The sequence below is a fragment of the Leifsonia shinshuensis genome (assembly GCF_014217625.1).
Lineage (GTDB): Bacteria > Actinomycetota > Actinomycetes > Actinomycetales > Microbacteriaceae > Leifsonia > Leifsonia shinshuensis_A.
In genome coordinates this window covers 3,975,746-3,990,101 of record NZ_CP043641.1, presented here as the reverse complement: position 1 = coordinate 3,990,101, position 14,356 = coordinate 3,975,746, and the positions used below count along the sequence as shown (strand labels likewise).

General features: G+C 72.3%; 14 protein-coding genes. 2 read left to right on the top strand and 12 right to left on the bottom strand.

What is annotated here, in order from left to right; translation table 11 throughout:
* Nucleotides 1–45: 45 nt before the first annotated feature.
* The 5 genes from rpoB to F1C12_RS19380 form a co-directional block, all read right to left on the bottom strand.
* Nucleotides 46–3,543 carry a DNA-directed RNA polymerase subunit beta gene (gene rpoB / locus F1C12_RS19400; RefSeq protein WP_185276472.1) on the bottom strand — a complete coding sequence of 1,166 codons (3,498 nt, stop codon included), beginning with the start codon at nt 3,541–3,543 and terminating at the stop codon, nt 46–48.
* Between the two features lie 305 nt (nt 3,544–3,848).
* Nucleotides 3,849–4,880 carry an SDR family oxidoreductase gene (locus F1C12_RS19395; protein WP_185276471.1) on the bottom strand — a complete coding sequence of 344 codons (1,032 nt, stop codon included), beginning with the start codon at nt 4,878–4,880 and terminating at the stop codon, nt 3,849–3,851.
* A 16-nt stretch (nt 4,881–4,896) separates the two neighbouring features.
* Complete coding sequence (locus tag F1C12_RS19390) at nt 4,897–5,574, bottom strand: response regulator transcription factor (protein ID WP_185276470.1); 678 nt, start codon at nt 5,572–5,574, stop codon at nt 4,897–4,899.
* Complete coding sequence (locus F1C12_RS19385) at nt 5,571–6,725, bottom strand: sensor histidine kinase (RefSeq protein WP_185276469.1); 1,155 nt, start codon at nt 6,723–6,725, stop codon at nt 5,571–5,573. The genes F1C12_RS19390 and F1C12_RS19385 overlap by 4 nt, the downstream gene beginning before the upstream one ends.
* A 7-nt stretch (nt 6,726–6,732) precedes the next feature.
* Entirely contained in the window at nt 6,733–7,251 is a 519-nt protein-coding gene (locus tag F1C12_RS19380; RefSeq protein ID WP_185276468.1) for a hypothetical protein, read from the bottom strand.
* A 141-nt stretch (nt 7,252–7,392) separates the two neighbouring features.
* On the opposite strand from F1C12_RS19380, the gene F1C12_RS19375 reads away from it, so the two are divergent.
* A complete protein-coding gene (locus F1C12_RS19375) occupies nt 7,393–8,268 on the top strand; it encodes a spermidine synthase (RefSeq protein WP_185276467.1) in 876 nt (291 codons plus the stop codon).
* A gap of 19 nt (nt 8,269–8,287) precedes the next feature.
* On the opposite strand, the gene F1C12_RS19370 is transcribed toward F1C12_RS19375, so the two are convergent.
* From F1C12_RS19370 to F1C12_RS19355, 4 genes are read right to left on the bottom strand one after another with little or no spacing between them, the layout of a single operon-like run.
* On the bottom strand, nt 8,288–9,193 hold the full coding sequence (locus tag F1C12_RS19370; RefSeq protein ID WP_185276466.1) for a 5-oxoprolinase subunit C family protein: 906 nt from the start codon (nt 9,191–9,193) through the stop codon (nt 8,288–8,290).
* Nucleotides 9,190–9,810, bottom strand: coding sequence for a 5-oxoprolinase subunit PxpB (gene pxpB, locus F1C12_RS19365; RefSeq protein WP_219732656.1), 621 nt, complete (start codon nt 9,808–9,810; stop codon nt 9,190–9,192). The genes F1C12_RS19370 and pxpB overlap by 4 nt, the downstream gene beginning before the upstream one ends.
* Nucleotides 9,807–10,577 carry a LamB/YcsF family protein gene (locus tag F1C12_RS19360; protein ID WP_185276465.1) on the bottom strand — a complete coding sequence of 257 codons (771 nt, stop codon included), beginning with the start codon at nt 10,575–10,577 and terminating at the stop codon, nt 9,807–9,809. Before F1C12_RS19360 ends, pxpB begins: the two co-directional genes overlap by 4 nt.
* A 4-nt stretch (nt 10,578–10,581) precedes the next feature.
* On the bottom strand, nt 10,582–11,244 hold the full coding sequence (locus F1C12_RS19355) for a CGNR zinc finger domain-containing protein (RefSeq protein ID WP_258046025.1): 663 nt from the start codon (nt 11,242–11,244) through the stop codon (nt 10,582–10,584).
* Between the two features lie 73 nt (nt 11,245–11,317).
* Here F1C12_RS19355 and F1C12_RS19350 point away from each other — a divergent pair, with 73 nt between their 5' ends.
* On the top strand, nt 11,318–11,926 hold the full coding sequence (locus F1C12_RS19350; protein WP_185276464.1) for a GNAT family N-acetyltransferase: 609 nt from the start codon (nt 11,318–11,320) through the stop codon (nt 11,924–11,926).
* 15 nt (nt 11,927–11,941) lie between these two features.
* Here F1C12_RS19350 and F1C12_RS19345 read toward each other — a convergent pair whose 3' ends face one another.
* Genes F1C12_RS19345 through F1C12_RS19335 form a run of 3 tightly spaced genes read right to left on the bottom strand, consistent with a single transcriptional unit; the run spans nt 11,942 to nt 14,312 of the window.
* Nucleotides 11,942–12,454, bottom strand: a complete 513-nt coding sequence (locus F1C12_RS19345) for a SprT-like domain-containing protein (protein ID WP_185276463.1) — start codon at nt 12,452–12,454, stop codon at nt 11,942–11,944.
* A 36-nt stretch (nt 12,455–12,490) separates the two neighbouring features.
* Nucleotides 12,491–13,096, bottom strand: coding sequence for a tetratricopeptide repeat protein (locus tag F1C12_RS19340; protein WP_258046024.1), 606 nt, complete (start codon nt 13,094–13,096; stop codon nt 12,491–12,493).
* Nucleotide 13,097: 1 nt separating this feature from the next.
* Entirely contained in the window at nt 13,098–14,312 is a 1,215-nt protein-coding gene (locus F1C12_RS19335) for a PQQ-dependent sugar dehydrogenase (protein WP_374939536.1), read from the bottom strand.
* Between the last annotated feature and the right edge of the window lie 44 nt (nt 14,313–14,356).

Here is a 14,356-nt window from a genome sequence, read left to right as displayed (position 1 = left end):
CACTCTCTCCTATTGAAGATTCGTCAGGTGGGTCTGGCTACCGGGTCAGATTTCGTCGATCGACGACGACTCGAACCGGGAGGAGATGTTGATGCCGAGCTCCTCCGCAGCGCGGAAGGCCTCGTCGTCGGCGTCGCGCAGGCTGACCGCCTGCCCGTCGGCCGAGAGGACCTCCACGTTCAGGCAGAGCGACTGCATCTCCTTGATGAGGACCTTGAAGGACTCCGGGATGCCCGGCTCCTGGATGTTCTCACCCTTGACGATGGCCTCGTAGACCTTGACGCGGCCGAGGATGTCATCCGACTTGATGGTCAGGAGCTCCTGGAGCGCGTACGCGGCTCCATAGGCCTCGAGGGCCCACACCTCCATCTCACCGAAGCGCTGGCCACCGAACTGCGCCTTACCACCGAGCGGCTGCTGGGTGATCATCGAGTACGGGCCGGTCGAACGAGCGTGGATCTTGTCGTCGACCAGGTGGTGCAGCTTCAGGATGTACATGTAGCCGACCGACACCGGGTCCGGGTAGGGCTCGCCGGAGCGGCCGTCGAACAGCTGCGTCTTGCCGGAGGACCCGATCAGGCGGTCGCCGTCGCGCGTCGGGAGGGTGGCGTCGAGCAGGCCGGCGATCTCCTCCTCCTTCGCACCGTCGAACACCGGGGTCGCGACCTTGGTGTTGGGGGCGGCGCTGAACGCGGCCTCGGGGAGGTCGGCGGCCCACTTGGGCTTGCCCTTGATCTCCCAGCCGTTCTTGGCGATCCAGCCGAGGTGGATCTCCAGGACCTGACCGAAGTTCATTCGTCCGGGGACACCCAGCGGGTTCAGGATGACATCGACCGGCGTTCCGTCCGCGAGGAACGGCATGTCCTCGACCGGAAGGATCTTGGAGATGACGCCCTTGTTGCCGTGACGGCCGGCGAGCTTGTCGCCCGCGGTGATCTTGCGCTTCTGGGCGATGTAGACCACCACGCGCTGGTTCACGCCGGAGCCGAGCTCGTCGTCGCCGTCCTGCGCGTCGAAGACCTTGACACCGATGATGGTGCCCTCCTCGCCGTGCGGGACTTTGAGGGAGGTGTCGCGCACCTCGCGGCTCTTCTCGTTGAAGATCGCGCGGAGCAGGCGCTCCTCGGCCGACAGCTCGGTCTCGCCCTTCGGGGTGACCTTGCCGACCAGGATGTCGCCAGGGCGCACCTCGGCGCCGATGCGGATGATGCCGCGCTCGTCGAGGTCGGCCAGGAGGTCCGGGCTGACGTTCGGGAGGTCGCGGGTGATCTCCTCCTTGCCGAGCTTGGTGTCGCGGGCGTCGACCTCGTACTCCTCGATGTGGATCGAGGAGAGGGTGTCGTCCTTCACCAGGTTCTGGCTGAGGATGATCGCGTCCTCGAAGTTGTGGCCCTCCCACGGCATGAACGCCACGAGCAGGTTCTTGCCGAGCGCGAGCTCGCCGTTCTCGGTCGCGGGGCCGTCGGCGACGACCTCCCCGGCCTCGATGCGGTCGCCCTCGTCCACGACCACGCGGTGGTTGTACGACGTGCCCTGGTTGGAGCGGTCGAACTTGCGCAGGTAGTAGGACTTGATCGTGCCGTCGTCGGCCTGGACGGTCACGGCGTCGGCCGAGACCTCGGTGACCACACCGGACTTGTCGGCGGTGACCACGTCACCGGCGTCGATGGCCGCGTAGCCCTCCATACCGGTTCCGACCACCGGGCTCTCCGAGCGGAGCAGCGGCACCGCCTGGCGCTGCATGTTCGCACCCATGAGGGCTCGGTTGGCGTCGTCGTGCTCGAGGAACGGGATGAGCGAGGTGCCCACCGAGACCATCTGGCGCGGGGAGACGTCCATGTAGCCGATCTCGTCGGCGGGGATCAGGTCGACCTCGCCGCCCTTCTGACGGGCGAGGACGCGCTCCTCGGTGAAGTGGCCGCTCGGGTCGAGCGGGGCGTTGGCCTGCGCGACGACGAAGTCGTCCTCCTCGGAGGCGGTCAGGTAGTCGATCTGGTCGGTGACCCGGCCCTCGACGACCTTGCGGTACGGCGTCTCGATGAAGCCGAAGGAGTTGATCCGCGCGAACGACGCGAGCGAGCCGATCAGACCGATGTTCGGGCCTTCCGGCGTCTCGATCGGGCACATGCGGCCGTAGTGCGAGGGGTGCACGTCACGGACCTCGACGCCCGCGCGCTCACGGCTCAGACCACCCGGGCCCAGCGCCGACAGACGGCGCTTGTGGGTCAGACCCGCGAGCGGGTTGTTCTGGTCCATGAACTGCGAGAGCTGCGAGGTGCCGAAGAACTCCTTGATCGCGGCGACGACGGGTCGCACGTTGATCAGGGTCTGCGGGGTGATCGCCTCGATGTCCTGCGTGGTCATGCGCTCGCGGACGACGCGCTCCATGCGGGAGAGACCGGTGCGGACCTGGTTCTGGATGAGCTCGCCGACAGCGCGGATGCGACGGTTGCCGAAGTGGTCGATGTCGTCGGTGTCGAGACGGATCTGGGTCTCGGTGCCGTTGCGGAGACCCTTGAACGTGGTCTGGCCGTCGTGCAGGGAGACCAGGTACTTGATCGTCGCGATGATGTCCTGGACGGTCAGCACCGAGTCCGTCAGCGGGGCCTCGAGGCCGAGCTTGCGGTTGATCTTGTAACGGCCGACCTTGGCGAGGTCGTAGCGCTTCGGGTTGAAGTAGAAGTTGTCCAGCAGCGCACGCGCGGCCTCGGCGGCGACCTGCTCGCCCGGACGCAGCTTGCGGTAGATGTCCTTCAGCGCCTCCTCCTTGGTGAGGATGGCGTCCTTCTCGAGGGTCAGCTCGATCGACTGGAAGCCGGCGAACTCGGCGAGGATCTCCTCGCTGGTGAGCCCGAGGGCCTTCAGGAACACGGTGACCGACTGCTTGCGCTTGCGGTCGATGCGGACACCGACCTGGTCGCGCTTGTCGATCTCGAACTCGAGCCACGCACCGCGGCTCGGGATGATGCGCGCCGAGTAGATGTCCTTGTCGGAGGTCTTGTCGGCGGCGGCCTCGAAGTAGACGCCCGGCGAGCGGACGAGCTGGGAGACGACGACACGCTCGGTGCCGTTGATGATGAAGGTGCCCTTCTCGGTCATGAGCGGGAAGTCGCCCATGAAGACCGTCTGGGTCTTGATCTCACCGGTGAGGTGGTTCATGAACTCGGCCTCGACGTAGAGCGGGGCCGCGTAGGTCTTGCCCTTCTCCTTGCACTCGTCGATCGAGTACTTCTTCTCCTCGAGGAACGGGTTGGTGAAGGAGAGCTGCATGGTCTCGCCGAGGTCCTCGATGGGAGAGATCTCCTCGAAGATCTCCTCGAGGCCCGTGTTGGCGGGCAGATCCTGACGACCCTGAGCCTCGGCTTCGGCGACGCGTGCCTTCCACGCGTCGTTTCCGACCAGCCAGTCGAAACTCTCCGTCTGCAGTGCGAGCAGATCGGGGACGGTGAGGGTGTCCGTGATCTTGGCGAACGAAAGACGAGATGCGGCTCGTCCGTTCTTGGGTGTCTTGTCGGTGTTGGTTGCGTTGCGCGCAGCAGCCAAGGAAATAACCTCCGTGGGCCCCGTCGGGCCAGTTACTGTCGGTCGAGATGTGGTGTTGTGAGGGACGAGGACTCCCAGACACGTCTCGCGGCGCCGTATCTGACCCGGTGAACCGGGCCCAGACGCGCGCGGGGGAAGTCAGAGCCGACCGCAATATGAAGGCAAGAGTGTGCGTGGGAGCGCAAAGAACCACTATATGTCAAACTGACGCGCCGTGTCCAGTCTTTTCTTGACCGGAGGCGCAGTCTCGGTGTATAACCGCGCGGACGCCTGGATATTCCCGGGATTCCAGGCTTGTTTCCCGCCTATTTCAGGCGAGGCGGCAGCGAGTCCACCGTCGCGATGACGGCCTCCTCGCGGGACCGCGGGCGCCAGCCGAGCAGCGTGCGCGCCTTCGCGGACGAGCCGTTGCGGTAGACGCCGATGTCGGGCAGCGAGCCGCGCACTCGGCGGCTGAACGGGGCTGCGGCCTTCAGCACCCAGGACGGCATCACGGCGGTGCGCACCCGATCGCCCGCCGGGGAGCCGAGGTGGCCGCGGATGATGAGGGCCAGCTCGGGCGCGCCGAGGGCGTCGCCGGCGGTGGCGAGGAAGCGCTCGCCCGCGGCCTCCGGCCTGGTCATCGCGAGCAGGTGCAGGCTCGCCACGTCGCGCACGTCCACGACGCCGAAGTAGACGTCGGGCAGGCGCGGGAGGCGGCCCTCCTTCACGAGCTTCACCAGCTCGACGGAGCTGGAATAGTCCGGCCCGAGGACCGGGCCGAGGATGCCGACCGGGTTGACCGTGGCGAGCTCGAGGGCGCCGCCCTCCTTCGCGATGAAGTCCCAGGCGGCGTGCTCGGCGAGCGTCTTGGAGCGGACGTAGGCGCTGATCGGGCGGCCGCTGTCCAGCTCGGTCCAGTCCGCCTCGGTGAACGGCTCCCGGGTCGGGGCGTGGCCGTAGCCGATCGCGGCGAACGACGAGGTGAGCACCACCCGCTCCACGCCGGCGTCGCGGGCCGCGCGCAGCACGCGCAGGGCGCCCTCCCTGGCCGGCCGGACCAGCTCGTCGGGGTCCTTCGGCTCGGTCATCGGGAACGGCGAGGCGACGTGGAGCACATAGCGGCAGCCGTCGACGGCCTCGGCCCAGCCGGCGTCGTCGAGGAGGTCGGCGACGGCGAACTCCAGCCGGTCGCCCGCGTCTGGGATGCCGCCCGCTGCGAGCTGCGACCGCACGTCGGCGGCACGCTGTGGCGAACGGATAGTGGTCCGGACGTCGTAGCCCGCCTCCAGCAACGCGAGCACACAGTGCGCCCCCACGAATCCGGAGCCGCCCGTGACGAGTACGCGATCGCTCATGCGCCCCATCCTCCCCCTACCTGCGGACGAGTGCGATGGCCTGGGCTCGGGAGGCGACCCCGAGCTTGGCGAAGATCGCGTTGATGTGGGTCTTGACCGTGGAGCCGCCGACGAAGAGGGCCGAGGCGATCTCGCCGTTGCTGAGGCCGTCGGAGACGAGGTCGAGCACCTCCGCCTCCCGACGGGTGAGGGTGGGGAACCGCTCCACCAGAGCTCCTGCGGGGTCGGCGGCCTTGGCGGGCGCGGCGGAGGTGAGCGAGCCGATGATGCGGGCGCCGACCTCCGGGGCGAACGTCGCCTGGCCTCGCGCGACGGCGCGGACAGCGGAGGCCAGCTCGGCGCGGCCGGCGTCCTTCGTGAGGTAGCCGCGGGCGCCGGCGCGCAGCGCGGTGAGGATCGAGTCGTCGTCGGCGAAGGTCGTCAGCACGAGCACGGCGGAACCCGGCGCCTCGCGCGCGATCCGCTCGGTGGCGCCGACGCCGTCGAGCACGGGCATGCGGAGGTCCATCAGGATCACGTCGGGACGTTCGGAGACGGCGAGCGCCACGGCTTCTGCGCCGTCCGCGGCCGAGCCCACGACCTCCACGTCGGGCAGCAGGCCGAGGACCGTGACCAGGCCGTCGCGGATGATCGCCTGGTCGTCCGCGACGACGACGCGGATGCGGTCGTCGTCCGGCGCCGTCGGGTCGCTCATGCCAGCCTCGCCTCCGCGGTCACGGTGAACCGGCCGCCGTCCACGGTCGCGGCGACGGAGCCGCCCAGCGGGAGGGCGGAGAACCGCTCGCGCATCCCCTCCAGCCCATGCCCGCCTCCCGAGGTCGCGAGCTCGTCAGCGCGGGTCGACCGCGCGGCGGGCGTCAGCGGGGAGGACACGGTGAGCAGCACCCGTTCATCCTGCCAGTCGAGCACGGCGTCGACGGGAGCGCCCGGCGCGTGCTTGCGCGCGTTGCTCAGCGACTCCTGGAGGGCGCGCTGCAGTGCCGTCGCCTGGGCGGAGCCGAGCGGGCGCGGGGCGCCGGACTCACGCAGCGTCGCGACACCGCCGAGCGTGCGGTGCGCGGCCACGAGGTCGTCGAGCGTCGCCCGGAAGTCGGCAGCCGTCACCGTCGCCGCGGCCCGGTCCGGGTCGCGCAGGGCGGCGACCGCGCGTCGCGCCTCCGCGAGTCCGTCCGCCGCGAGCCCGCGCGCCGCCACCACGCGCTCCCGGGCTGAGGCGGCGTCCCCGGCCTCCAGCAGCGCGTCCACCGCGTCGAGCTGGATGACGAGGCCGCCGAGGCTGTGGGCGAGCACGTCGTGGAGGTCGCGGGCGATCGCCACCCGCGCCGCCTCCTCGCGCATGGCGAGCTCCCGCTCCCGCAGCAGCGCGCCCTGTTGCTCGGTGAGCCGGAACTGCCGACGGCTGAGGCCCGCGAACGCGGCCAGCACGATCCCGGCCATCTCGCCGAGCACCGCCGCCACCGGGGAGCCGAAGGGGAGGGCGCCGACCGCGACCAGCGCGGCCGACAGCGCGGCGACGGCTCCGCCGAGCGCCAGCGGCCACCTCGGGTCGCCGACGATCACGAGCACCGCCACGGCCGCCGGCACGATCGCGATCCCGTCGGTCGCCGGCGCGACGAACGCGCCGGTCACCGCCGAGAGCAGGCACAGCACGAGCGCCGTGCGCCGCCAGCCGGCGAAGGTGAAGACGGCCCGCACGAGCCAGGTCGCCACCGCGAACAGCGCGACGGCGAGCACCCACTCCGGGCGATCCGCGGAGTGGGCGCGCACCAGCGACCAGCCGACCGCTCCCGCACCGAGGATGTTCAGTACGAGCGCCAGCAGGCCCGGTCTGCTCCAGAAGTCCACGAGACCATCATGCGGCGAGCGCGGCGTGCCGATCGAGACGCGCCGCGAAGACGGCGGTCCGGGCGGCGCGGTTGGCGGCGAAGACCAGGAAGATGACGCCGGTCGCGGTCCCCAGGTGCGAGCCCGCCATCGAGGCCAGCACGTCCACCCCGACGCGGACGGCGATCACGAGCGCCCACAGCACGATCCCGAGCACGCCGGTGCGCGACTCGTAGGTCGCGATGTAGCGGGCGTCCTTCCCGACCTGGATGGGCGACTCCAGCGGGCGGAAGTGCGCGATCCCGCCCATCCACGCGCCGACCGCGAGGGACAGCACGAGCTCGCCGGCCACCACGGCCAGGTCGAGCGGGGTGAGCGACGACGGCTTCACCTGCTGGACGATCAGCACCAGGCCGACGACCGACATGATCGCCGGGAAGCGCCACATCTTCGCGATGGACACCGGGCGCCACATCATCTGCCGGTAGCCCACCCAGCCGATCAGCACCAGGATGAGGATCGCGTTGGTCAGCGTCTGCACGTTCATGGGTCCGAGTCCTTCCGGCCGGGTCGTCCGGCACTCCTCAAGAATCGCGTCAGCGCCGCGGCGCAGGGACCGCCCGGCGGCGGAGACCGGGTGGAGAGGCGGGTGGAGATCGGGTGGAGGCCGCGGACTACGCTGGACGCCGTGCCACAGAACCCGCCGCTCCCGTCGGTCGTCCTTTCCGAGAGCGGCTACCTCGCCACCATCGAGCCGGACCGGTTCGTGCCGGGCGCCTACCAGCTCGTGGTGGACGGGACGCCGCAGTCGCACGTCGACCTGGACGACCCCAGCCGGCTGTTCTTCGAGTACATCCAGCGGATGGGCAACGTCATCGACCTGATCGGCGAGCCGGGGCAGCCGATCACGGCCGTGCACCTCGGCGCCGGAGCGCTGACCCTGCCCCGCTACGTCGCGCACACCCGGCCGGGGTCACGGCAGCAGGTGGTGGAGCTGGAGAGCAGGCTCGTGGACCTGGTGCGCGAGAACCTGCCGCTCCCCCGCTACGCGCAGATCCGCATCCGGCACGGCGACGCCCGCGAGGTCGTCGGCAAGCTGCCGGCCGGGCTGCGCGGGGAGGTCGACCTGCTGGTCATCGACATCTTCAGCGGGTCGCGGACCCCGGCGCATGTGACGAGCGTGGAGTTCTACCGCTCGGCGGTGTCGCTGCTCAAGCCGGACGGCATCGTGCTCGTGAACGTCGCCGACGGGCCGCCGCTGACGTTCGCGCGCAGCCAGGTGTCGACGCTCGGCGCGGTGGTGGAGAACGTCGCGGCGCTGGCGGAGACGCAGGTGCTGAAGGGACGCCGGTTCGGCAACGTGGTGCTGGTCGGGTCGAACTCGCCGCTGCCGCTGGAGTGGCTGCCGCGGCTGCTCGCGAGCGGTCCGCACCCCGCGAAGGCCGTCGCCGGCGAGGAGCTGCGCCAGTTCGCCGCGAACGCCCCCATCGTGACGGACACGACGAGCGTGCCGTCTCCCCCACCCGCGCGCAGCATCTTCCAGAGCGGCACCCGCCGGGAGTGACCTCGCGCCGCCACCGTCGTCAGGCGTGGCGGAAGTGGACGGGCTGGCCGGGGCGGAGCTGCGCGAAGGCGTCGAGAGAGCGGGCGGATACAACGGCGATGACGGGGTAGCCCCCGGTCACCGGGTGGTCGGCCAGCAGCACGGTCGGTCGGCCGTCCGGCGAGACCTGCACGGCACCCGCGACCATCGGCTCGCTCGGGAGCTCGTCGTGCACGGCGCGCTCGAGCAGCAGCGGCGGGGCCGGCTCCACGCCGCGCGCGTGCGCAGGGACGCGGGGAGGGTCGAGCCGGACGCCGACCCGGTCGCCGTCGGCGCTCGCCCGCCATTCGACGGTGAAGAAGGCGTCCAGGGCGGCCGGCGTGAACCAGTCGGCGCGCGGGCCGCGGTGGGCCCGGACCTCCACCGGGCCGGCGCCGAGGTCGGCGACGGGGACGAAGTCCACCGCGGGGACCGGGTCGGCGGGCTCGGCGCCGAACGGGAGGAGATCGCCTTCCGCGAGCGGAGCGGGCCCGAGCCCCGAGAGCGTGTCGCGCGAGCGGGAGCCGAGTACGGCCTCCACCGCGACGCCGCCCCGCACGGCGAGGTAGCTGCGGACGCCCGCGACCGGCGGCGCGATCCGGAGCTCGGCGCCCTCCGTGGCGTGCACCGCGGTGTCCGGGTCGACCGGGTGGCCGTCGAGCGTGACGCGGGCCGCGGCTCCCGTCACGGCGAACCACGCGGCCGACTCGAAGCGTGCGGCGAAGCCGCCGAGCAGCAGCTCCAGCCCCGCCGCGCCGCCGGGGTTGCCGACGAGGCGGTTGGCGAGGCCGAGCGCACCGCGGTCGAGCGCGCCGGACGGGCTCACGCCGACCGCGGCGAGGCCGGGGCGGCCGAGGTCCTCGACCAGCGCCAGGGGGCCGGGCCGGAGGATGCGGAGGCCGGTCACGCCGTCACCGCCGTGAACCGCACCACGACCCCCGGCCGCAGGAGCGCGGGCGGGTCGGCCGCGGCGTCCCAGAGCGTCGCGTCGGTGCGGCCGATCAGCTGCCAGCCTCCCGGGCTCGACCGCGGGTAGACCCCGCTGAACGCGCCGGCGAGGCCGACCGACCCGGCGGGCACGGAGGTGCGCGGGGTCGCCCGGCGCGGGACCACGAGGCCGTCGTGATCGGTCACGAGGTAGGCGAACCCCGGGGCGAAACCGCCGAACGCGACGCGCCACCGGGAGGCCGTGTGCCGCTCCACGACCTCGGCGGGCGCGATGCCGAGCAGCGCCGCCACCTCGGCCAGGTCGTCGCCGTCGTAGCGGACGGGGATGTCCACCACCTCCTCGTCGGCGGCTTCGGCCGGCTCCGGCGCTGTGCGCTCGATCCAGCCGCGGGCGGACGCCGGGCTCAGCACGTGCGGGTCGAGCAGGACCGCGATGGTGCGGGCCGCCGGGACGAGGTCCACGACGCCGGGCGGCCGGGTGCGCTGGAGGGCGGGCAGCATCCCGAGCACCGCGTCCAGAGAGCCGAACTCCACGAGCAGGGCGCTGTCGCCGTAGGGAATCACCCGGGTGGTCACACGAACGGCCTCACCGCGATGCCGGCCTCCTCCAAACCCCGGCGCACGGCCTCCGCCATGCGCACAGCGCCCGGGGTGTCGCCGTGCACGCAGAGGGAGTCTGCGGCGATGGCGACCTCGGCGCCGTCGGCGGCCTCCACCACGCCGTCGCGCGCCATCCGCACCGCCCGGGCTGCGATGGCGGCCACGTCGGACAGCACGGCGCCTGGCTCCGTCCGCGGGACGAGCGTGCCGTCGGCGCGGTAGCCGCGGTCCACGAACGCCTCGCGCACGAACCGCAGCCCGCGCGCGCAGGACGCCCGCTCGACGGCCGAGCCCGGGAGGCCGAGCACCGGCAGCGACGGATCGAACGCGACGACCGCCTCCACCACCGCGGCGGCCTGCGCCTCGTCGTGGACGATCCGGTTGTAGAGGGCGCCGTGCGGCTTGACATAGCGCACCGCGGTCCGGGCCACCCGCGCCATCCCGGCGAGCGCCGCCAGCTGGTAGAGCACTTCGTCGCGCAGCTCGGCGGCAGGGACGTCCATGCTGCGGCGGCCGAAACCGGCCAGGTCGCGATAGGAGACGTGCGCGCCGACAGCGACGCCGTTCTCCGCGGCGAGCCGGCAGGTGGCGAGCATCGTGGAGGGGTCGCCGCCGTGGAAGCCGCACGCGACGTTCGCGCTGGTCACCAGCCGGAGCATCGCGTCGTCGTCGCCCATGCTCCAGGCGCCGAAGGACTCGCCGAGGTCGCTGTTGAGGTCGACGGTGAGGCTGCTGGGCTCCATCCGCCTATTCTGCGATACCGGCTGCGGCGCCCGCACGCCTCCCCGCCGCGCGCGCCCGATGCGCCCGGACCTTCGCCCGGTTGCCGCAGCGCTGCATCGAGCACCAGCGCCGGTTGCCGCTGCGCGAGGTGTCGAGGTAGACCAGCCCGCAGTCGTCGGCCGAGCACTCCCGGATGCGGCCGTCGGCGTCCGGGCCGAACAGTCGCACGGCGTCTCGGGCGACCGTACCGAGCGCCTGGTGCGGGCGGGCGAGGGTGCGGCCGGCCTGGCGGCCTCCACCGGCCAGCACCGGCGGGATGTCGGGGGTCGCGGCGAACAGGTTCACCACGTCCACGTCCGCCGGGCCGAGGATCTCGGCGCGGGACGCCTGGCGGGCGAGCCGTCCGATCGCCGCGCGCAGCATCTCGGCGTCGCGGAACTCGCGGTCGCCGGTGGTCGCGGCCACCTCGGGGAACCGGGATTGCAGCCAGGCGCCGAGCTGCTCGGCGTCGTCCACCGAGCGCCACTGCGCGTCATCGCTGCCGCCGCCGGCGCCGCCGAGCACGTTTGCTCCGCCGGTGTACGCGAAGTCCAGCGCGAGCGCGCCGGAGTCGAACCACCAGCGCAGGCCGTCCGCGTCGTCCATCCACTGCCCCGTCTCGCGGGGCAGGAGGGCGTCGGTAGGCACCGAACCAACTTAGTGGGTTATCGGGCCCGGTCCGAATCGCGTGGAGGGGCGGAGCGGATGGGATACTGGGCGGATGACCGCGACCCGTCCCGATCCCCGTGCCGTGCTCGATGGCGCGACGGTCCGCCTCCGCGCGCTCACCCTCGACGACCTCCCCGACCTGCACGACGCCATCGGGCATCCCGCGGTGTTCGCCGGCGGCTGGGGCGGCGGGCTCGCCGCGTACCGCGACACGTACGAGGAGTGGCGGGAGTTCATCCTCGGCTACCTCGCCTGGGACACCGCGAACGTCACGGCCGTCTGCCTGCGCGACGGCGACCGGATCGTCGGGACGACGACGCTCGGCGACTTCGACCTGGCGAACGGCTCGGCGCACATCGGCTGGACCGCCTACGCGCCGGAGGTCTGGGGCACGCGCGTCAACGCCGAGACCAAGCGCCTCCTGCTCGGCACGGCCTTCGAGCACGGGTTCGAGCGCGTGAAGCTGCAGGCGGACGTGCTCAACGAGCGCTCGCGGGCCGCGATCCTGCGGCTCGGCGCGACGTTCGAGGGCGTGCTGCGGCACACCCAGCCGCGGGCCGACGGCACCTGGCGCGACACCGCCGTGTACTCGGTGCTGCGCGAGGAGTGGCCGGCCGTTCGCGACGGGCTCGACGCGCGTCTCGCGGTCGAAGCGGTCTGAAAAACGCCGCGGGCGTCAGTCCGCGTCGAGGGCTTCCGTCGCGGCCGCTGCGGCCATCCGCCGCTGCGCCGCCGAAACCTCCCGGTGCACCCAGGAGATGAGGTTCGCCGAGTCGAACCGCCGGCTGCACGCCCCGCAGGCGAGCGCGCGGGCCGGCTTGCGGTAGCGGTAGTGGGTGTGCCCCTGCGGGCAGGTGCCCACCCACGGCGCCAGGTCGTCCGCGATCGCCCCACCGTGCAGCCGCTTGCCCTCGTAGCCGAGGTCGAGCGCGATCGCCCGCCAGCGCGGGCCGTGCCCGGCGCGGGAGCCCGCCAGCGCGTGCGCGACCTCGTGCAGCAGGATCTGGTGGATGTCGTCGTCCTCGTAGCGGGCGGCCAGGTACCGGGAGACCGTGATGCGCTTGGCGGTGTAGTTGCACAGCCCCGCCCGGGTCTTCGCGTTGTCGAAGTCGAAGCTCCACACGTTCGGGTCGAGATGCAGGGTGATCAGGGCCTCCGCCCAGCGGCGCACACGCTCCAGCTCTGCCATCAGCGTGGGCTCCCTGGTCGGCTCATGCCAGGAATCCTACGCCGGAGATCCGACGCCGTCTCCGCCGTCCGTCTCCCCCGCGCCGGAGCCCGCTGCGGCGCGCTGCGCCTCCAGGAACCGCTGCACCACGGCCACCGCCGTGAGCGCGCCCTCGATCTCCGCCGGGGAGGCGCCGAGCTTCTCGCGCAGGAACACGGCGGCCGTCATGTCGGAGAGCGCGGCCTCGTACTCCTGCATGTCGAAATGCACCTTGCCGCGGTTCTGCACCGCGAACGCCTCCAGGGCGGTCCACTCGCGCCCGCGTGCCTCGTCGACGCAGCCGGTGAGCTCCACGATCGCCTCATCGAACTTGCCCTGGTACTGCAGCACCTGGCCGCGGCGGATGCGCGCGCCGAGCAGCTGCTCCCGGTCTCCGGTGAAGCGCGCCTGCCGCACCGCCTCGTTCGCGACGGTGTAGGCCTCGTCGAGCCGGCCGAGCAGCCGCAGCAGCACGGTCTTCTCGTTGAGCGCGCTCAAGCTGCGCAGGCTGCCGAGCTCTTCCAGCCGCTCGTCGGCGGCGCGGAGGTCGACACGCTCGCGCAGCGTGGACGGATCGTATCCGAGGATGATGCTCAGGGTCGGCTCCCAGGTCGTGCGGTTCACGTCAAGCGTAGTCGGCAAACCTGCGCTGTCCCGGTTGCCGCGTGTTCTGCGCGGGGATGAGCGGCACCTGGACCAGTTCGTCGTCGCCCGCGCGCGGCGATCCGCGGCCGTCCGTGTTGTTCGTGAGCAGCCACAGCGAGTCGCCGCGGCCGACCACGTCGCGCAGCCTCCCGAGGTCGCCGTCGAGGAAGGCGCGCACTGTGACGGGCGCGTGCCCGGCCGTCGACCACGCCGTCCACAGCCGCTCGCCGCGCAGCGCTGCGACGAACACCGTGTCGCCCACGACGGCGAGGCCGCTGGGGCTCGCCTGGCCGGGCGGCCACTCGGCGACCGGGTCGACGTACTTCGGGTCGTGCGCGACGCCTTCGTGGACCGGCCAGCCGTAGTTCCCGCCCGCCACGATGATGTTGAGCTCGTCCCAGGTGTTCAGGCCGAGCTCGCTCGCCCACATCGTGCCGTGGGCGTCCCAGCCGATTCCCTGCACGTTGCGGTGGCCGTAGGACCAGACCGGCGAGCCGGGGAACGGATTGTCGTGCGGCACCTGCCCTTCGGGGGTGATCCGGAGGATCTTCCCGCCGAGCGAGGAGAGGTCCTGTGCGTTCGCGGGGTTCGCGGCGTCGCCGGTGGTGACGTAGAGCATGCCGTCCGGGCCGAAGGCGAGCCGACCGCCGTCGTGGTTGGCGGCACGCGGGATGCCGGTGAGGACCGGCTCCGGCGCGCCGAGCGCGTACGACCCGGGAACACCGCTGAGCGGCAGCCGGACGACGCGGTTGTCGGAGCGGGTGGTCTCGTAGGCGTAGAGGTACGGCGGGGTCGAGCCGGGCGGGACGGCGAGCCCGAGCAGGCCACCCTCCCCCAGGTGCACGCTCCCCGGCACGGCGCCGACGTCGCGGAGGCCGCCGGACGGCAGGCGCTCGACGACCTTCCCGGAGTCGCGCTCGCTGATCAGCGCCGAACCGCTGGGCAGCGGGACGACCGACCAGGGCGCGTCCAGGCCCTTCTCCAGCACGGTCGTCGTCGTGCCCGGCTGCCACGGGATCGCGGCGAACGGAGGCGCGCCGCTGTAGGTGGGCCGCGGCGCGGAGGAGGCCGTGCGGGTGGCCGTCGGCGCGGGCTGCGGCCCGGCGCAGGCGGCCAGCGCCATCGCAGCGGCGAGCGCGGTCGCGGCCAGGACGGACCGGGAGCGACGCATCGTGCCTCCCCTCACGCCGCCCATGCTAGCCCGCGGTCTCCCCCGCCGGCCGGTCCGGGACCGCCGCC